This window comes from Alkalibacterium putridalgicola (assembly GCF_040959045.1).
Lineage (GTDB): Bacteria > Bacillota > Bacilli > Lactobacillales > Carnobacteriaceae_A > Alkalibacterium > Alkalibacterium putridalgicola.
This window is the reverse complement of the sequence record NZ_CP162615.1, coordinates 1,600,249-1,616,741: the sequence shown is the minus strand read 5'-3', so window position 1 is coordinate 1,616,741 and position 16,493 is coordinate 1,600,249. Positions and strand designations below refer to the sequence as shown.

14 protein-coding genes are annotated in these 16,493 nt (G+C 43.4%); all 14 read left to right on the top strand.

The genetic code is table 11. The annotated features are described in order from the left end of the window. The first annotated feature begins 2 nt into the window (after nt 1-2). The 14 genes from AB4027_RS07615 (at nt 3) to pknB (ending at nt 16,493) form a co-directional block, all read left to right on the top strand. Complete coding sequence (locus AB4027_RS07615) at nt 3-1,004, top strand: V-type ATPase subunit (RefSeq protein WP_368644900.1); 1,002 nt, start codon at nt 3-5, stop codon at nt 1,002-1,004. Continuing rightward, entirely contained in the window at nt 997-1,308 is a 312-nt protein-coding gene (locus AB4027_RS07610; protein ID WP_091485962.1) for a V-type ATP synthase subunit F, read from the top strand. The genes AB4027_RS07615 and AB4027_RS07610 overlap by 8 nt, the downstream gene beginning before the upstream one ends. Nucleotides 1,309-1,320: 12 nt before the next feature. Then, nucleotides 1,321-3,105: a V-type ATP synthase subunit A gene (locus AB4027_RS07605; protein WP_091485959.1), complete on the top strand. Its 1,785-nt coding sequence runs from the start codon at nt 1,321-1,323 to the stop codon at nt 3,103-3,105. Continuing rightward, entirely contained in the window at nt 3,098-4,474 is a 1,377-nt protein-coding gene (locus AB4027_RS07600; RefSeq protein ID WP_368644899.1) for a V-type ATP synthase subunit B, read from the top strand. The genes AB4027_RS07605 and AB4027_RS07600 overlap by 8 nt, the downstream gene beginning before the upstream one ends. A 5-nt stretch (nt 4,475-4,479) precedes the next feature. After that, complete coding sequence (locus AB4027_RS07595; protein ID WP_368644898.1) at nt 4,480-5,109, top strand: V-type ATP synthase subunit D; 630 nt, start codon at nt 4,480-4,482, stop codon at nt 5,107-5,109. Between the two features lie 159 nt (nt 5,110-5,268). Continuing rightward, a complete protein-coding gene (locus AB4027_RS07590; RefSeq protein WP_368644897.1) occupies nt 5,269-6,633 on the top strand; it encodes a patatin-like phospholipase family protein in 1,365 nt (454 codons plus the stop codon). Nucleotides 6,634-6,721: 88 nt separating this feature from the next. Then, the gene (gmk, locus tag AB4027_RS07585; RefSeq protein ID WP_091485949.1) at nt 6,722-7,339 is read left to right on the top strand and encodes a guanylate kinase; all 618 of its coding nucleotides are present in this window, start codon (nt 6,722-6,724) and stop codon (nt 7,337-7,339) included. Then, nucleotides 7,340-7,552: a DNA-directed RNA polymerase subunit omega gene (gene rpoZ / locus AB4027_RS07580; RefSeq protein ID WP_091485947.1), complete on the top strand. Its 213-nt coding sequence runs from the start codon at nt 7,340-7,342 to the stop codon at nt 7,550-7,552. A gap of 155 nt (nt 7,553-7,707) precedes the next feature. Beyond that, on the top strand, nt 7,708-8,907 hold the full coding sequence (gene coaBC / locus AB4027_RS07575) for a bifunctional phosphopantothenoylcysteine decarboxylase/phosphopantothenate--cysteine ligase CoaBC (protein ID WP_368644896.1): 1,200 nt from the start codon (nt 7,708-7,710) through the stop codon (nt 8,905-8,907). 13 nt (nt 8,908-8,920) lie between these two features. Then, nucleotides 8,921-11,335, top strand: coding sequence for a primosomal protein N' (gene priA, locus AB4027_RS07570; protein WP_368644895.1), 2,415 nt, complete (start codon nt 8,921-8,923; stop codon nt 11,333-11,335). A gap of 15 nt (nt 11,336-11,350) precedes the next feature. After that, nucleotides 11,351-12,301, top strand: coding sequence for a methionyl-tRNA formyltransferase (gene fmt, locus AB4027_RS07565; protein ID WP_368644894.1), 951 nt, complete (start codon nt 11,351-11,353; stop codon nt 12,299-12,301). Then, entirely contained in the window at nt 12,288-13,637 is a 1,350-nt protein-coding gene (rsmB, locus tag AB4027_RS07560) for a 16S rRNA (cytosine(967)-C(5))-methyltransferase RsmB (RefSeq protein WP_368644893.1), read from the top strand. Before fmt ends, rsmB begins: the two co-directional genes overlap by 14 nt. A 93-nt stretch (nt 13,638-13,730) precedes the next feature. Further along, the gene (locus AB4027_RS07555) at nt 13,731-14,489 is read left to right on the top strand and encodes a Stp1/IreP family PP2C-type Ser/Thr phosphatase (RefSeq protein ID WP_368646417.1); all 759 of its coding nucleotides are present in this window, start codon (nt 13,731-13,733) and stop codon (nt 14,487-14,489) included. Further along, nucleotides 14,490-16,493, top strand: a complete 2,004-nt coding sequence (pknB, locus tag AB4027_RS07550; RefSeq protein ID WP_368644892.1) for a Stk1 family PASTA domain-containing Ser/Thr kinase — start codon at nt 14,490-14,492, stop codon at nt 16,491-16,493.

Here is a 16,493-nt window from a genome sequence, read left to right as displayed (position 1 = left end):
ATTTGAAAGATACCGCTTATAGTTCAAGTAATGTTCTCATACGTGTCTACGAGAACAACCTCCTCACTCGTGCTCATTTTGAAAGGATGCTGACAGCAGATTCATTTGAAGAGGCTGTTAATGTACTTCGTGAAACACCTTATCGTAATGATGTTGATAGAATAAAAGAAGACAAAAATTACGACTCAATGTTCATGAATGAGCTGCATCAGACGTATAATGAGATGCTTAATATTGTACCGAACAAGGAATTGATTGAACTTTTTGGATTACGCTATGCATATCACAACATGAAAGTCCTTTTTAAGGAAGAAATAACTGATCAGGATTTGGATCATTTGTTTATTCCTATCGGACGGTATCCCATCTCTGAATTACGTCAGGCTGTTCGTACACGAGAGTCAGACGTTCTACCTGAAGAATATATGAACAGTATAAACGAAGTGAAAACTGATTATGAGGAATACCACAATGTGCAGGCAGTAGACATCATACTGGACAGACGCTATTTTACGCATGCCCGTCTGTTAGCTGATGAAACTGGCGAATCTGGTGTGCCGGAATTGATTGAACGCCACATCGATTATAATAATTTTTCAACACTTGTTAGAGGGATACAGCAGAATCGTACGCGCAACTTTATGCTGACGATTTTGTCAAGTTCCGGATCCATACCGAAAGCAGATTTGCTTGAGCTAGTTGAAAAAGATCTAAATGCTGTAGCCGAGTACTATAAAAAGACTGATTATCGTGATATCGTAAGTAGAGCGATCGATAAGGATACCGGAGAATTGTCAACGGTCAATGTTGACTATGAGACTGACAATGCTTACATGGAAAAAATGCGTGAAGCACGTCTGGAATCATTTGGGCCAAAGCCTGTTATTGCTTATCTGTATGCGAAAGAAACAGAAGTGATGAATTTACGCTTGATTCTTTCAGGTAAAGAAAATGGCTTGACCGCGGATGAAATTAGAGAAAGGATGCGATTAAACTATGCCTAATAAAATTGGTGTTGTTGGAGATAAAGAGTCCGTATTGGCTTTTAAAATGCTTGGATTCTCTGTGTCTTTCGCATCTGAAGCTAAAGAAGCGCGCCGTATCATCGACAGTATGGCAGATAAAGATTATGGAGTAATATATTTAACAGAACAATTGGCAGAGATGATACCAGAAACCATTACACGCTACGATGCAAAAATGAAACCTGCCATCATTTTGATCCCGAATCATGCCGGGTCACGAGGAATCGGTAAAAAACGTGTCCAGGATAATGTGGAAAAAGCTGTGGGTCAAAATATCTTATAGGAGGGTACGAATTTGAGTAAAGGAACGATTGTGAGTGTTTCCGGCCCACTGGTTACAGCTAGTGGTATGGAAACAGCAAATATACAAGATATTTGTCGAGTAGGTGAATTAGGACTGATCGGCGAAATTATTGAAATGAGAGGCGACGTAGCCTCAATTCAGGTTTATGAAGAAACATCAATGGTCGGACCTGGCGAAACTGTGGAAACGACTGGAGAAGCTTTATCAGTAGAATTAGCACCCGGTATGATTTCACAGATGTTTGACGGGATCCAGAGACCTCTTGATGAATTTATGGAAAAAACGCAAAGTAATTACCTTGAAAGAGGAATGACTATTGCCCCTTTGAATCGTGATAAAAAATGGGAGTTTGTTCCTTCTGTAGAAGTCGGGACAGATTTGACTGAAGGCGATATCGTGGGGACCGTTCAGGAAACAAACGTTATCGAACATCGCATCATGGTTCCATATGGTGTTAAAGGGAAATTGAAATCGATCGAAACAGGGTCTTTCACTGTTACCGATACGATTTATGTCTTAGAAACTGATCAAGGCGATAAAGAATTTACAATGATTCAGAAATGGCCTGTACGTCAGGGTAGACCGATTGCAGAAAAACTGAATCCGGTCGAACCACTGATCACTGGTCAGCGTGTTATCGATACCTTGTTCCCTGTAGCTAAGGGTGGCGCAGCTGCTGTACCAGGTCCGTTCGGAGCGGGTAAAACAGTTGTTCAGCACCAGATCGCTAAATGGGCCGACGTTGACTTAGTTGTCTACGTAGGTTGTGGTGAACGTGGGAATGAAATGACCGACGTTATTAATGAATTCCCTGAACTGATCGACCCGAATACTGGCGAATCGATCATGGCAAGAACTGTGCTGATCGCTAACACGTCTAACATGCCCGTGGCAGCCCGTGAGGCTTCTATTTATACCGGTATCACGATCGCAGAATATTTCCGTGACATGGGTTATTCAGTAGCGATCATGGCTGATTCAACATCCCGTTGGGCTGAGGCTCTGCGTGAGATGTCTGGACGTCTTGAAGAAATGCCTGGTGATGAAGGGTATCCTGCTTATCTAGGAAGTCGTATAGCTGAGTACTATGAACGTGCCGGAAAAGTCGTTTCCTTAGGAAGCACCGGCAGAGAAGGAAGTATCACAGCGATCGGAGCCGTGTCACCTCCAGGGGGAGATACATCTGAACCTGTTACGCAGAACACTTTGCGTGTCGCTAAAGTATTCTGGGGACTAGACAGTTCACTGGCGCAGCGTCGTCACTTCCCGTCTATCAACTGGCTGAATTCATATTCATTATATTCGAATGATATGAATTCCTTTGTCGGCAGCAAACTGAACGTCGACTGGAGCGGTATGGTCACCCATACAAAATCATTGCTTCAGGATGAGTCGGAACTGCAGGAAATCGTTCGTCTGGTCGGTGTGGAATCCTTATCTGAAAGAGACCGTTTAAAACTGGTCACAGCTCGTATGGTCCGTGAAGACTATCTGCAGCAGAATGCCTTTGATGATGTCGATACCTATACATCCAGAAATAAACAGTATGAAATGCTGAATGCTATCCTTAAGTATCAGCAGGAAGCCGAAAAGGCAATGGATCTAGGCGCATACTACGACGAAATCATTAAAGGGACCGAAGACGTACGTGAAAGAATCGGACGTATGAAATTTGTTCCTGAAGAAGAATTATCCCGCATTCAAGAAATAAACACACAAATCGAAAACGATATGAAAGTAGTACTTGAGAAAGGTGGTGTAGAATCAGATGCTTAAAGAATATAAAACAGTTTCTGAAATCGTTGGACCGTTAATGACCGTTCAAGGTGTTGAAGGAGTTAAATTCGACGAATTAGTAGATATCGAACTCCAGACAGGTGAACGTCGTCGTGGACAAGTACTGGAAATCAATGGCGATAAAGCTGTCGTTCAGTTGTTTGAAGGATCATCTGGTATCAACTTGGATGAGACGAAGGTTCGTTTCCTTGGAAAGCCTCTATCTCTTGACGTCTCAGAAGATATGATCGGCCGTACATTTGATGGTATGGGACGCGTGAGTGACGGCGGACCGGATCTGATCCCGGAAAAAAGTCTGGATATCAATGGACAAGCGATCAATCCGATCGCCCGTGAATATCCGGATGAATTTATTCAGACTGGTATTTCAACGATCGACCATCTGAATACATTGGTACGTGGACAAAAACTACCGGTATTCTCTGGTTCTGGACTGCCACATAAAGAACTGGCTGCCCAAATAGCTAGACAGGCCAGCGTTAAAAATAAAGATGAAAAGTTCGCGGTTGTTTTTGCAGCTATCGGTATCACGTTTGAGGAAGCTGAGTTCTTTATGAACGACTTTAAAGAAACAGGCGCTATCGACCGTTCTGTGCTGTTCATCAACCTGGCTAATGATCCGGCGATCGAACGTATTGCGACACCGCGTATGGCTTTGACAGCGGCTGAATATCTGGCTTTTGAAAAAGACATGCACGTTCTTGTTATCATGACAGATATGACCAACTATGCTGAGGCACTTCGTGAAATCTCAGCGGCCCGTCGTGAAGTTCCTGGTCGTCGTGGTTATCCCGGGTATCTGTATACCAACCTGGCAACCTTATATGAACGTGCCGGAAGACTGGAAGGAACGAAAGGATCAGTAACGCAGATTCCGATCTTGACGATGCCGGAAGATGACATCACTCACCCGATCCCTGACTTGACAGGTTATATCACTGAGGGACAGATCATCCTGTCGCGTGAACTTTATAACCAGGGTTATCAGCCTCCAATCGATGTCCTGCCATCCTTGTCCCGTCTGAAAGACAAAGGGACCGGTGAAGGCAAAACACGAGAAGACCACGCGCCAACCATGAACCAGATGTTCTCTGCTTATGCTCAAGGTAAAGAAGCAAAAGAACTGTCTGCCGTGCTTGGTGAAGCAGCCTTGTCTGACGAGGATAAGAAATACGTTGAATTTACCAATAAATTTGAGAAAGAATATGTTAACCAGGGGAATTATACCAACAGATCTATCGAAGAAACTCTGGATTTAGGCTGGGACTTGCTGAGAGTTCTACCAAGACCTGAATTGAAACGTATTAAAGACGATATGTTAGACAAATATATGCCCAAAGGAGAGTGAGGTAAATGGCCAAGTTAGACGTCAACCCCACTCGAATGGAACTTGCGAAATTAAAGAAACGATTAGGTGTAGCAAGTCGTGGTCATAAGCTACTGAAAGACAAGCAGGATGAGCTTATGCGTCAGTTTATTGAACTGATCAGAAAAAATAATGAATTAAGAAACCAGGTCGAAGAAAAACTGGAGAAAGCCATGCAGTCTTTTGCTATGGCAAAATCATTATTACACGAAAACTATATTGAAGAACTGATGGCTGTTCCAACACGAAGTGTCTCTTTAAATATGGGGCGTCGAAACATTATGAGTGTCAGAGTACCTCAAATGAACTTTCAATATGATGAAAGTGTCGAAGATGCGACAGAGTTAACATACGGCTATTTAAATTCGAATGGTGAACTGGATTTGACATTTGAATATCTTGTAGAAGTCATGCCGCAAATGTTAGAATTGGCAGAAATTGAAAAAACATGTCAACTGATGGCGGATGAAATCGAAAAAACAAGACGTCGTGTAAACGCATTGGAATATATGACGATTCCTCAACTTGAAGAAACCATTTACTTCATTCAAATGAAACTGGATGAAAGTGAACGTGCAGCAATCACCCGTCTGATGAAAGTGAAGGACATGGGTTAATAAGATGCAGCAGTATTCAAACCACTGAAAGAAGTTATTTAACTTCTTTCGGTGTTTTTTTTGTACTCTGAAAGAGTATTTGAGTTATAATAAATATAACTATGAATAACGGCTGATAAATATATGGAAGATCAAAAGCATGAAGAGAGGGGGATATCATTGGAACCGGCATTTTTTGAGAAAGAAAATGTTAGACGGGCCATCGTTTTTGGCGGCGGGGGTGCCAGAGGAGCTTTTGAAATAGGCGTGTGGAAAGCACTGGATGAACTGAGTTATCATGCCGATATCGTCACGGGGACATCGGTGGGAGCATTGAACGGAGCTTTATATCTACTTGGCAATCAAAAAGCGGCAGAAGAGATGTGGAAAGAAATCGAAACAAACGATATCCTGGGATTTGAATCTCCAGCAGAAGTTGCGGGGTTTGGTGATTATGGTAAAACAGTTTCAGAATTTATAATGAAAGTCATTAAGGAAAAAGGATTGAGCACCAAGCCTCTGAAAGAAATGGTCATCAAATATATTGATGATGAGCAGGAAATAAGAAATAAAAGTATCATATTTGGTCTCTCTACTGTCAGTTTTAAAACAATGAAAGTCGAAAACTTTTACCTGGAAGATATAGAAAAAGGCAAGTTGAGAGATTATCTTCTTGCCAGCTCTGCACTTTATCCGGCTATGGAAAAGTATTACATCAACGGAATACCTTACATCGACGGGGGTTATGGAAACAATATACCGATCGATATGGCGCTGGATAAACAGCCGGACCAGCTGGTTGTAGTGGATGTCCATGGCCCGCATTTGTTCAAACGCGATCCGCGTATCGATAATTGCGAGTATATATGGATCAGAACGAACTGGCCTCTAGGAGATATGCTACTATTCGATAAGCAGAGGACAGAACTGAATATTCGACTGGGCTATCTGGAAACCATGAAACAGGCGCATGCTAATGATTACATGGGATACTGGTATACATTCGATCCCGAAAGTCAGGATACTGAAAAAGAGGCATTCTATGTTGCTCTACATCAGTTATTGATCGGCCAGCGTTCCAGTCATTTATTGAGTCAGATCGATAAGGAGAATTACCAGAAGACGTTATTGAAGGAACTTTCAAGAAAATGGGGAAAAGTGGTCGATAAAAACACGCTTATGCTGGCTCTGCTTGAGATGACCGGCAGAACGTTTAAAGTTTCACCTGATAAAAGGTATGTAATAAGCGACTTTCAGGATCGGATAATGGAAAGAGTGAGAAAACTGCTGGAAGCTGAAGAAAAACAGCCGATCGAAGTCTTTGAACCCTCCTATATCCTCAGTGGAAAGGAATGGAGCAAAGAATTCTTTGAACAGTTGCCTCTAGTGTCTAACCGCAGAATGACTGTACAGATACTCCGGTGGATATCTGATGATTTGATTTCTTCGGACCACCCGCTTTTTAATATCATTATGAGAGTGAAGCCATATCCTCTGATCCTGGCTCTTTACTGCAAGTTTTTATTTTCGAAAGAAAATGAATAATTTTAAAAATTTGTTCATTTCCACTCTGAAATATGGTAGAATTGAGGATAAGTTTTTAAAGATAGTATGTGTCAGGAAGGAAGTTCAAATGGAAGATCGTGGTTTACTCATCGTATTATCTGGACCCTCAGGTGTCGGTAAAGGGACAGTACGGAAAGCTATTTTCGAAAATCATTCCAATAACTTTGATTATTCTATCTCAATGACTACACGCAAAAAGCGTGAAGGTGAAGTAGAAGGTGTCGATTACTTCTTTAGAACAAAAGAAGAGTTCGAAAAACTTATCGAAGAAGATGGTTTGCTTGAATATGCTAATTATGTAGGTAATTATTACGGCACACCGATGAAATACGTCAATCAGACTTTGGATCAGGGAAGAGATGTCTTTTTAGAAATCGAAGTTCAAGGAGCATTGAAAGTAAGAGAAAAAATGCCGGAAGCTATTTTTATTTTTCTATCCCCGCCTAACCTGGAAGAACTGAATTCCCGCATAGTGAATCGCGGCACAGACAGCGATGAAATGATTGAAAAAAGAATGAAAAAAGCAGTAGAAGAGTTAAAGCTCATTCAGTACTATGATTATGTTGTTGAAAATGATACCGTTGAGAATGCTGCGCGAAAAATACGCAATATCATTGAGAGCGAGCATTTGAAAGTGACAAGAAATCTGAAAGAGTACGCACATATAATCGAGGAGATGGAATAAATGTTATTATACCCTTCACAAGATGATTTACTGAAAAAAATCAATTCTAAATATTCATTGGTGATTTTAGCTGCTAAACGAGCTAAACAGTTACATAATGAAGATGACACACACATGCTGGAAGACTATCAGAGTGTAAAAAACGTCGGTAAATCCCTCGAGGAAATCATTTCGGGAGATTTAGTTATCGATCCGGACAGCATAGAAAAATAAATAATCAGTAGCCTCTGTTTTAGGTCTTTTATAAGAGAATCTCTTTAAAAGACCAAGTGCAGAGGTTTTTTCTAGTATGCGAAATTGACAGAATGGTTAAAGACAGCGATGTGTTTTACTGATAAAATAAGAAAAAGACGTGTGAGGTGTAATAGATGTTAAAAGGGAAAAAAATAGCACTGTATGTTACTGGAGGAATAGCGGTATATAAAGTCGTTGATCTGATGCGAACGCTGATCAAAGCGGGTGCAGAAGTTAAAGTCGCTATGACGGAGTCTGCGACGCAGTTCGTCTCTCCATTGACCTTTCAAGTCTTAAGTAAAAGCGCCGTTTATACCAATACATTTTCAGAAGATGATCCCGAACGGGTCAATCACATATACTTTGCTGACTGGGCAGATTTAGCGATCGTTGCCCCATTGACAGCGAATACACTGGCTAAACTGGCTAATGGGATAGCTGATAATTTTGTCAGCTCAGCTTTACTAGCCAGCACCTGTCCTGTTTTCACCATCCCTGCAATGAATGAGCATATGTGGGAGAATCAGGCAACACAGGCCAATATCGAAACACTTAGGGGAAGACAGATGTATGTGATGAATCCTGATGAAGGCTTTCTGGCTGAAGGTTATTCAGGAAAAGGCCGGTTTCCGGCCCAGGAACGTATAGTGGACGAATTGCGTCTGTTTATACGCGAAGCGGCCGTGGATCTGCCGCTTAAAGGGAAATCTGTGCTGGTGACTGCCGGTGGAACGAAGGAGCGTATAGATCCCGTACGATTCATTTCCAATGATTCCTCTGGGAAAATGGGCCATGCAGTAGCAGAGGCCGCCTGGGAAAGTGGAGCCAAAGTGACGCTGATCACTGCCAGTTCGTTAGACGTGTCCGAGAATATTACCGTTGTCCGGGTAGAATCCGCTGAAGAGATGTATGATGCCGTATCCAGCCGCTTTGATTCAAGTGATGCACTGGTCATGGCTGCAGCGGTATCTGATTATTCACCAGAAACGGCAAGTCCGCATAAAATGAAAAAGCAGGATCAGTTGACTATAACATTTAAAAAGAACCCTGATATTTTGAAAGAGATGGGGAATCGTAAACATTCATCCCAGTGTCTGGTCGGTTTCGCGGCGGAAACAGACAACATAGAAGTGTATGCAAACAAGAAACTGAAAGAAAAGAAGGCGGATCTGATCGTGGCTAACGATGTGGGCAAGAAAGACCGCGGGTTTAACGTGGACAAAAATGAAGTGATTTTCTTCAGTCAAGCTCGAGAGCCACAGATCATTCAACTCAAAGAAAAAACAGAAATTGCAAAAGACATTATCGATTGGATCAGTGAATTTTTAAATTAAGAGGAGAAGTCACATGTCTCTAGTAGCTAATATAATAGTGGATGTCCCTACGCTCCAGACAAATAGACCCTATACTTACAGTATCCCTGAAGCTTTCAGTGACGTCATAGAACCAGGCATGCGGGTCGTTGTTCCTTTTGGGAACGGGTCGAGAAAAATACAGGGTTTTGTCGTTGAAATCAAAGAACAAAAGACAACGGAAATGGAATTGAAGCCTGTCGAGTCTTTGATGGATAGCTATCCGGTCCTGACAGAAGAACTCCTTCGATTAGGTGGATTTCTGGCCTATCAGACATTCAGTTTTCAGGTCAAATGTTACCAGACTATGCTGCCGGCAGTGATGCGAGCCAAGTACAGTAAAAAAATAAAAATCATTGATGAAATACCTGAGTCTTTGTTATGGGATGTCTTTAAAGGTAAAGACGAAGTGAGCTGGGAAGATGCAGAGAAGCAGAACGCTTTAACACAGCTCATTCAGCTGGAAAAAGAAGATAAAGTCGAAATCGACTATGATGTACAGGATAAAGCAGCAGTCAAAAAAGTAAAAAAAGTCAGATCCATACTGAGTTTCGAGACCTATGAAGAAATCAAGGCCGATATCCGGTCCAATGCAAAAAAACAGAAACTCTTTTTGGATATCCTGCAGTCTACGGATAATGAAACGGCACTGACTTATGCGGAACTGAAAGAGTGGGGGATAACCTCCTCGACTATCCAGTCGGGCGTCAAAAAAGGCTGGTGTGAGGTTTATCATGAGGAAGTATATCGGGATCCTTACGCTTCAAGCACTTTCGAACGAAGCACTCCATTGTCCTTAACGGAAGATCAGGCGCACGCGTTCAATGAGATCCATCAGACGATCAAAGACGAGCAGCACAAGGTCTTTCTTCTAAAAGGAGTCACGGGAAGCGGGAAAACAGAGGTCTACCTGCAGACGATTTCTGAAGTGATCGATAAAGATGAAGGCGCGCTTATGCTGGTGCCCGAGATCGCTCTGACCCCTCAGATGGTCCAGCGTTTCAAAAGCCGTTTCGGTGATCAGGTGGCTGTACTGCACAGTGGCCTGTCGAATGGCGAGAAGTATGATGAATGGCGCAAGATAGAAAAAGAAGAAGCCAAAGTTGTCGTCGGTGCACGTTCAAGTATCTTTGCACCGTTGAAGAACATTGGCATCATTATTATAGACGAGGAACACGAAACAAGCTACAAGCAGGAAGAATTTCCTAAATACCATGCCAGAGATGTGGCGATCTGGCGGGGCGAGTACCATGATTGTCCGGTCGTTTTGGGCAGTGCCACGCCTTCTCTGGAGTCCAGAGCCCGGGCAACTAAAGAGGTGTATACTCTTCTTGAACTGAAAAGTCGTGTCAATGACTATCCCATGCCCGAAGTCGACGTGATCGACATGAGAGAAGAAGCGAAGAGCGGCAACCATTCGATCTTTTCCGAAGCGCTGCTTGACGGTCTGAAAAAGCGGATCGAACGGAACGAACAGTCTGTGCTCCTTTTGAACAGACGCGGCTTTTCCTCATTCGTCATGTGCCGAGACTGCGGTTATGTACTGGAATGCCCGAACTGTGACATCTCTCAGACGCTGCATATGGACACGAAGACCATGAAGTGTCATTACTGCGGACATGAAGAAGGCATCCCCAAGAAGTGTCCGAAGTGTGAGAGCCGGTCCATCCGGTATTATGGCACAGGCACGCAAAAAGTAGAAAAAGAACTGAAAGAATTGATCCCGGAAGCGGGGATCATACGCATGGATGTGGATACGACCCGTAAAAAAGGTGCTCATGAAAAACTGTTCAATCAGTTTGAGAGAAAAGAAGCGAATATCCTGCTGGGCACACAGATGATCGCCAAAGGTCTGGATTTTCCAGATGTGACGCTTGTCGGTGTGATCAATGCAGATACGGCTCTTGGATTGCCGGATTTCCGTTCTGCCGAAAAAACGTTCCAGCTGCTGACTCAAGTGAGCGGTCGTTCGGGGCGGGGAGAAAAAGAAGGCAAAGTGATCATTCAGTCTTATAATCCTGAACATTATGCCATCCAGTATGCAAAGCAGCACGATTATGATTCATTCTATAAAAGAGAAATGCATTTACGGCATATAAGTGAATATAGTCCGTACTATTTTCTTTTAAAGATCTCTGTGAGTCATGAAAATGAAATGACGGCTGCCAAAAAAATCAGACAGTATACGGATTATATCCGTCCAGCCTTGTCAGATAAAGCCATCGTCCTTGGACCTACGCCTAAATCGATCGCCCGGACACACAACCGCTATCATTTTCAAGTCCTGATCAAGTACAAACAAGAGACCGGACTGACAGATAAAATACATCAGTTACTGCAGGAAACGCAGAAAGAACAGGCTAAAGGCATCTTTATATCGATAGATTATCAGCCTTTAGACTTTATTTAGAATTGAGGTTTTAACATGTATAAAGTTATTTTTATGGGCACACCGGATTTTTCAGTCCCGATTCTGGAAGCTTTGGCAGAAAATTCTCTGTGCGAAGTTATCGGCGTGGTAACACAGCCGGATAGAAAAGTCGGAAGAAAAAAACGGCTGACTGCTCCTCCCGTCAAGAAAAAAGCTTTGGAATACGATATTCCTGTTTTCCAGCCTGAGAAATTGTCTGGAAGTGATGAACTGAAAGACATTTTAAATTTGAGCCCGGATCTGGTGATTACTGCCGCGTACGGTCAATATGTCCCGACCGTCCTGCTCCATACACCGCCATTCAAAGCGATCAATGTCCATGCGTCGCTCCTCCCGAAATACAGAGGAGCTGCGCCGATCCATTACGCCTTGATCAACGGGGAACCAGAGACAGGTGTAACGATCATGTATATGGAGAAAGAAATGGATGCTGGAGATATCCTCTCACAGCGAAGCCTGCCGATTGAAGAGACAGACACAGTCGGGAGTTTATTTGATAAACTCAGTCTGCTCGGCAGGGATCTGCTGATGGACACGCTTCCTGACCTGTTCAGCGGTGAAATCGTTCCGACGAAACAAAAAGAATCGGAAGTCACTTATGCTCCAATGATCAAGCCTTCTGAAGAAAAGGTCGACTGGGAAGAATCAGCTGAAACGATCCATAACAAAATACGGGGAATGAATCCTTTTCCGGGTGCCTATACGCTCTTGAGCGGTCAGCGATTCAAACTGTGGAAAGCTGAACCGATAAAGAGAAAGAATGAAGAGGTGCCGGGAACGATCGTCGTGTTGAATAAAAATGAATGCATCGTGGCCTGTGGAGACGATACAGCCTTGTCACTTCATGAAGTTCAGTCTTTCGGCAAACCGAAAATGCCGATCAGAAATTTTCTGGCTGGTGCTTTAAATTATTTAAAAGAGGGAATGCACTTTGACAACGAATAATCTGAAACACAGCAGCCGATACATTGCTGTTACGATACTGGAAAAAATCGAAAAGAATCAGTCTTTCAGCAATCTGCTGCTCACAGAAGCGGTTAAAAAGAATCAGTTGTCAGACAAGGATAGAGGACTGCTGACGGAACTCGTATATGGCGTGATCCAGAACAAGCTGCTTCTGGACTATCAGCTCGAGCCGTTCATCAAACAGCCGGAGAAAGTTGAAAACTGGGTCAGACAGCTGCTCAGACTTTCCTTGTATCAGATGACCCAGCTGGATAAAGTGCCTGCACATGCAACCGTGAACGAAGCGGTGCGTATTGCTAAAGCCAGGGGACACAAAGGGATTGCCGGATTCGTCAATGGTGTCCTGCGTAGTATCGACCGCCAGGGTGTGCGTTCTCCAGAAGAAATCACGGACTCGGTTAAGTACTTGTCGATCAGATACAGCTTTCCGGTTTGGATGATCGAACTCCTCATAGAAGAAGTAGGCATCGTTGAAACTGAAAAAATCATTCAGTCTTTGTCTAAACGAGCGAAAGTGAGCCTGCGCGTCAATACTCAGATGAAGCCGATGGACGAGGTCATTGACCAATTGAATGATGAAGGATACGAAGTCAGACCCAGCCAGATCGCCAGAGATGGACTGATATGCGAGAACGGACTGCCGGTGAGCTCGGAACTGTTTAAAAACGGCACCATTACGATTCAGGATGAAAGCTCCATGCTGGTCGCAGAAGCGATGCAGATAGACGAGGGTGACAATATCCTGGATGCCTGTGCTGCACCGGGCGGAAAGACTACACATATGGCCTCTTATCTCGACGGCTCGTCCGGATCTGTCACTGCTCTGGATCTGAATAAAAACAAGCTGAAAAAAGTTGAGGAAAATGCTGAACGTCTTGGAATGTCGTCACTGATCAGGACACGTCCGATGGATGCAAGAAAAGTCAGCGATGCATTTGAGGCTCAGTCATTCGATAAGATCCTTGTCGATGCGCCGTGTTCCGGTCTGGGACTGATGAAACGGAAGCCGGATATCAGATATCAGAAAACACTGGATGATATCTATGCTCTGCAGAAAGTTCAGGGAGATATCCTGGACAGTGTCGCACCCCTTTTGAAAAAAGGCGGACGACTGATATACAGTACCTGTACCATCACACTCAAAGAGAACAACGAAGTGATCGAAGCATTTTTGAAAGAACACCAGGAGTTCAAACTTGAACCGGTCTTTACACATAAAAAGGCTGTTCAGCTTTCCAAAGAAGGTCTTGTCAATTTATACCCGCATTATTTTGATACAGACGGATTCTTTATAGCAAGTTTAGTTAAATACTGAACCTAAGGTGGTGGGAAGTCTCTGACACTTAAAGTCAGGCTTTCCGCCATTACATAGCAATCATGAAATCAAGTTAAGCAGGAGTGAGAGAAACTGAAAATTTTTAAGAAAACCCACATCGGTAAACGTTCGATCAATCAGGATTACGTTGAGACGTTTTTAAATAAAGACAACCAGCTCTTAGCTGTCCTGTGTGATGGTATGGGAGGACATAAAGCTGGGGATATAGCAAGTGAAATGGCTGTGCTTCAGATAGGTAACCACTGGAAAGAAACATCGTTCAGCAATGGGCCTGAAGCAAGCGAATGGCTTGATCAGCATATCAATCTGGAGAATCAGAGAATCTACAGGATAGCAAAGACTTACAGTGATCTGGATGGAATGGGCACAACGCTCGTCACATCAGCATTTATAAATGATGAAATCGTCGTCGGGAATGTTGGGGACAGTCGCGCTTATTATCTGGACCAGAACGGACTGGAGCTCGTGACCGAAGATCACTCGTTTGCCAATGAACTGAGACTAAAAGGAGAAATATCTGATGAAGAAGCCAGAAATCATCGCCAACGCCATACACTTACCCGCTCGCTGGGTGTGTTCGACAAAGTGGCTGTCGATTTTTTCTATTTAAAGCAGACCGATGACTCGCTGCTCATGCTTTGTTCAGATGGTTTGTCAAACGGTGTTGATCAGCCATTGATGGACAAGGTGCTTAGAGGAAAGCGGTCTTTAAGTGACAAGGCGAATATCATGACTGAATATGCTTTACAGAACGGTTCGACCGATAACATAACCATGTGTCTGATCGAAAATAAATCAGATTCAACTGATAAAGGAAAGGAGGATGAATAAATGAAGGCTGGAGAAAGAATAAATGACCGGTATAAGCTGATCAGGGAAATCGGCTCAGGTGGCATGGCCAAAGTGTTTTTAGCTGAAGATCTGATCCTTGAGCGTCAGGTGGCTGTTAAGCTTATGGCTTATAATTTCCACAATGACGAAGCCAGTATTCGCCGATTCAAAAGAGAGGCCTTGTCCACCACGGAGCTGCTTCATTCGAACATCGTGAATGTCGTCGATGTTGGAGAAGACGAAACCCCCTATATCGTTATGGAATATGTGGAAGGTTATGACTTAAAAGAATACATTAAAGCTCATCACCCTATTCCGTACAAGAAAACCGTGAATTTCATGACACAGATATTGAATGCCGTAGAGTATGCGCACAGACACAATATCATCCATAGAGATCTAAAGCCCCAGAACATACTTATCGCACATGATGAAACGATAAAGATAACAGACTTTGGGATTGCTGTGGCGCTGTCAGAAAACTCGATCACACAGACCAACTCGCTGCTGGGTTCTGTGCATTATATTTCTCCTGAACAGGCACGAGGAAGTATGGCGACCAAGCAGTCAGATATTTACTCGCTTGGCATACTCCTTTATGAGCTGTTGGCCGGACATGTCCCTTTTGACGGAGAGTCGCCGGTTTCCATAGCACTCAAGCACTTTCAGAATGAGATACCTTCTCTTAGAGAGAAGGACGCCTCCCTCCCTCAGGCTCTTGAGAACGTGGTCTTGAAAGCGACGGCCAAAGAACCTGAGAAGCGGTATCAGTCTGTGCATGCAATGAAAGAAGATTTGCAGACCGCTCTTTCTTCAGATAGAACCAGAGAACCTAAATTTGTACCAGAAGATATGAGTGACGACAGAACTCGGATCCTTAAACCGTTCATACCACCCAAGCAGAAAGAAGAATCGGAGGAGTCAGCGCCTGTAGGTGAAAAGACATCCGCAAAGAAAAAGGCGCTTAATCGCTCACAATCAGTAAAAACGACGAAACGCAAGAAAGTCTTAGTGCTTATCATCATCTTTTTAATCATCTCTGTGCTGAGTGTACTCGCCTTTATTTTTTCTCAACCTCAAGAGGTTCAAGTACCGGATTTAGCTGGACTGACCACAGAAGAGGCATTGACGGAACTGGAAACACTCAACTTGGGTATAGGGGAAAGGGTCGAACAAAATGATGAAGAAATAGAGGAAGGCCGGATCATTAAGTCAAATCCTGCAGCTGGCTCAACTTTAAGAGAAACCAGCGAGGTCGATGTGTATGTCAGTCTTGGAAAGATGCCGGTAACGGTCGGGGATTATGAGGGCGAAGTTTATGAAGAGTCCAGAGCCGAATTGACAGACCTTGGTTTTACTGTGGAAAGAGAAAATGACAACCATCCTTCTATTCCTGAAGGGGATATCATTTCACAGAGTATCGATTCAGGAGAAGAAGTGATCCCAAGTGAATCCACGATGGTCTTTACTGTCAGTGAAGGCCCGGAAGGTCATGATCTGATTAATCTTACCGGTTATTCTCTTGAAGGAGTCGAGAGATATGCAGATGATTATAATCTTTCTGTCACGATCACACGCGAACCGCACGATTCCATTCCTGAAGGACAAGTTGCAAGTCAGTCGCCAGAACCGGGCTCCCTTGTTTATAACGGTTCCCGTATATCTGTGGTCTTCTCCACAGGGCCAGAGGAACCGGAGATCATTTCTTTTGACCGGGGTATAACGATCGAATACGTCGATACCCAGGAAGAGACTGAGACGGAGACTACAGAAGAAAATGGCGGAACGCAGCCCGAAGAGATTGTTGAAGAACCGAATCATATCGAGATTTATGTCGACGATGCTGAAAATACGTACGACGACATCTACCGTGAGTTTGATATTTATGAAGACACTATGGAAATCATTTCCTTCAGCGTCCTGGAAGATGAGACGGCTAGTTACAGAGTCTTGAGGAATGGTGAAATAATCATGGAAGAATCTGGAATAACACCGAATAATTAG

Bases quoted from the DNA above. Each gene is read 5' to 3' on its own strand.
- AB4027_RS07610 (WP_091485962.1), top strand. From the start codon at position 997: ATGCCTAATAAAATTGGTGTTGTTGGAGATAAAGAGTCCGTATTGGCT.
- AB4027_RS07600 (WP_368644899.1), top strand. From the start codon at position 3,098: ATGCTTAAAGAATATAAAACAGTTTCTGAAATCGTTGGACCGTTAATG.
- AB4027_RS07595 (WP_368644898.1), top strand. From the start codon at position 4,480: ATGGCCAAGTTAGACGTCAACCCCACTCGAATGGAACTTGCGAAATTA.
- gmk (WP_091485949.1), top strand. From the start codon at position 6,722: ATGGAAGATCGTGGTTTACTCATCGTATTATCTGGACCCTCAGGTGTC.
- rpoZ (WP_091485947.1), top strand. From the start codon at position 7,340: ATGTTATTATACCCTTCACAAGATGATTTACTGAAAAAAATCAATTCT.
- coaBC (WP_368644896.1), top strand. From the start codon at position 7,708: ATGTTAAAAGGGAAAAAAATAGCACTGTATGTTACTGGAGGAATAGCG.
- priA (WP_368644895.1), top strand. From the start codon at position 8,921: ATGTCTCTAGTAGCTAATATAATAGTGGATGTCCCTACGCTCCAGACA.
- fmt (WP_368644894.1), top strand. From the start codon at position 11,351: ATGTATAAAGTTATTTTTATGGGCACACCGGATTTTTCAGTCCCGATT.
- pknB (WP_368644892.1), top strand. From the start codon at position 14,490: ATGAAGGCTGGAGAAAGAATAAATGACCGGTATAAGCTGATCAGGGAA.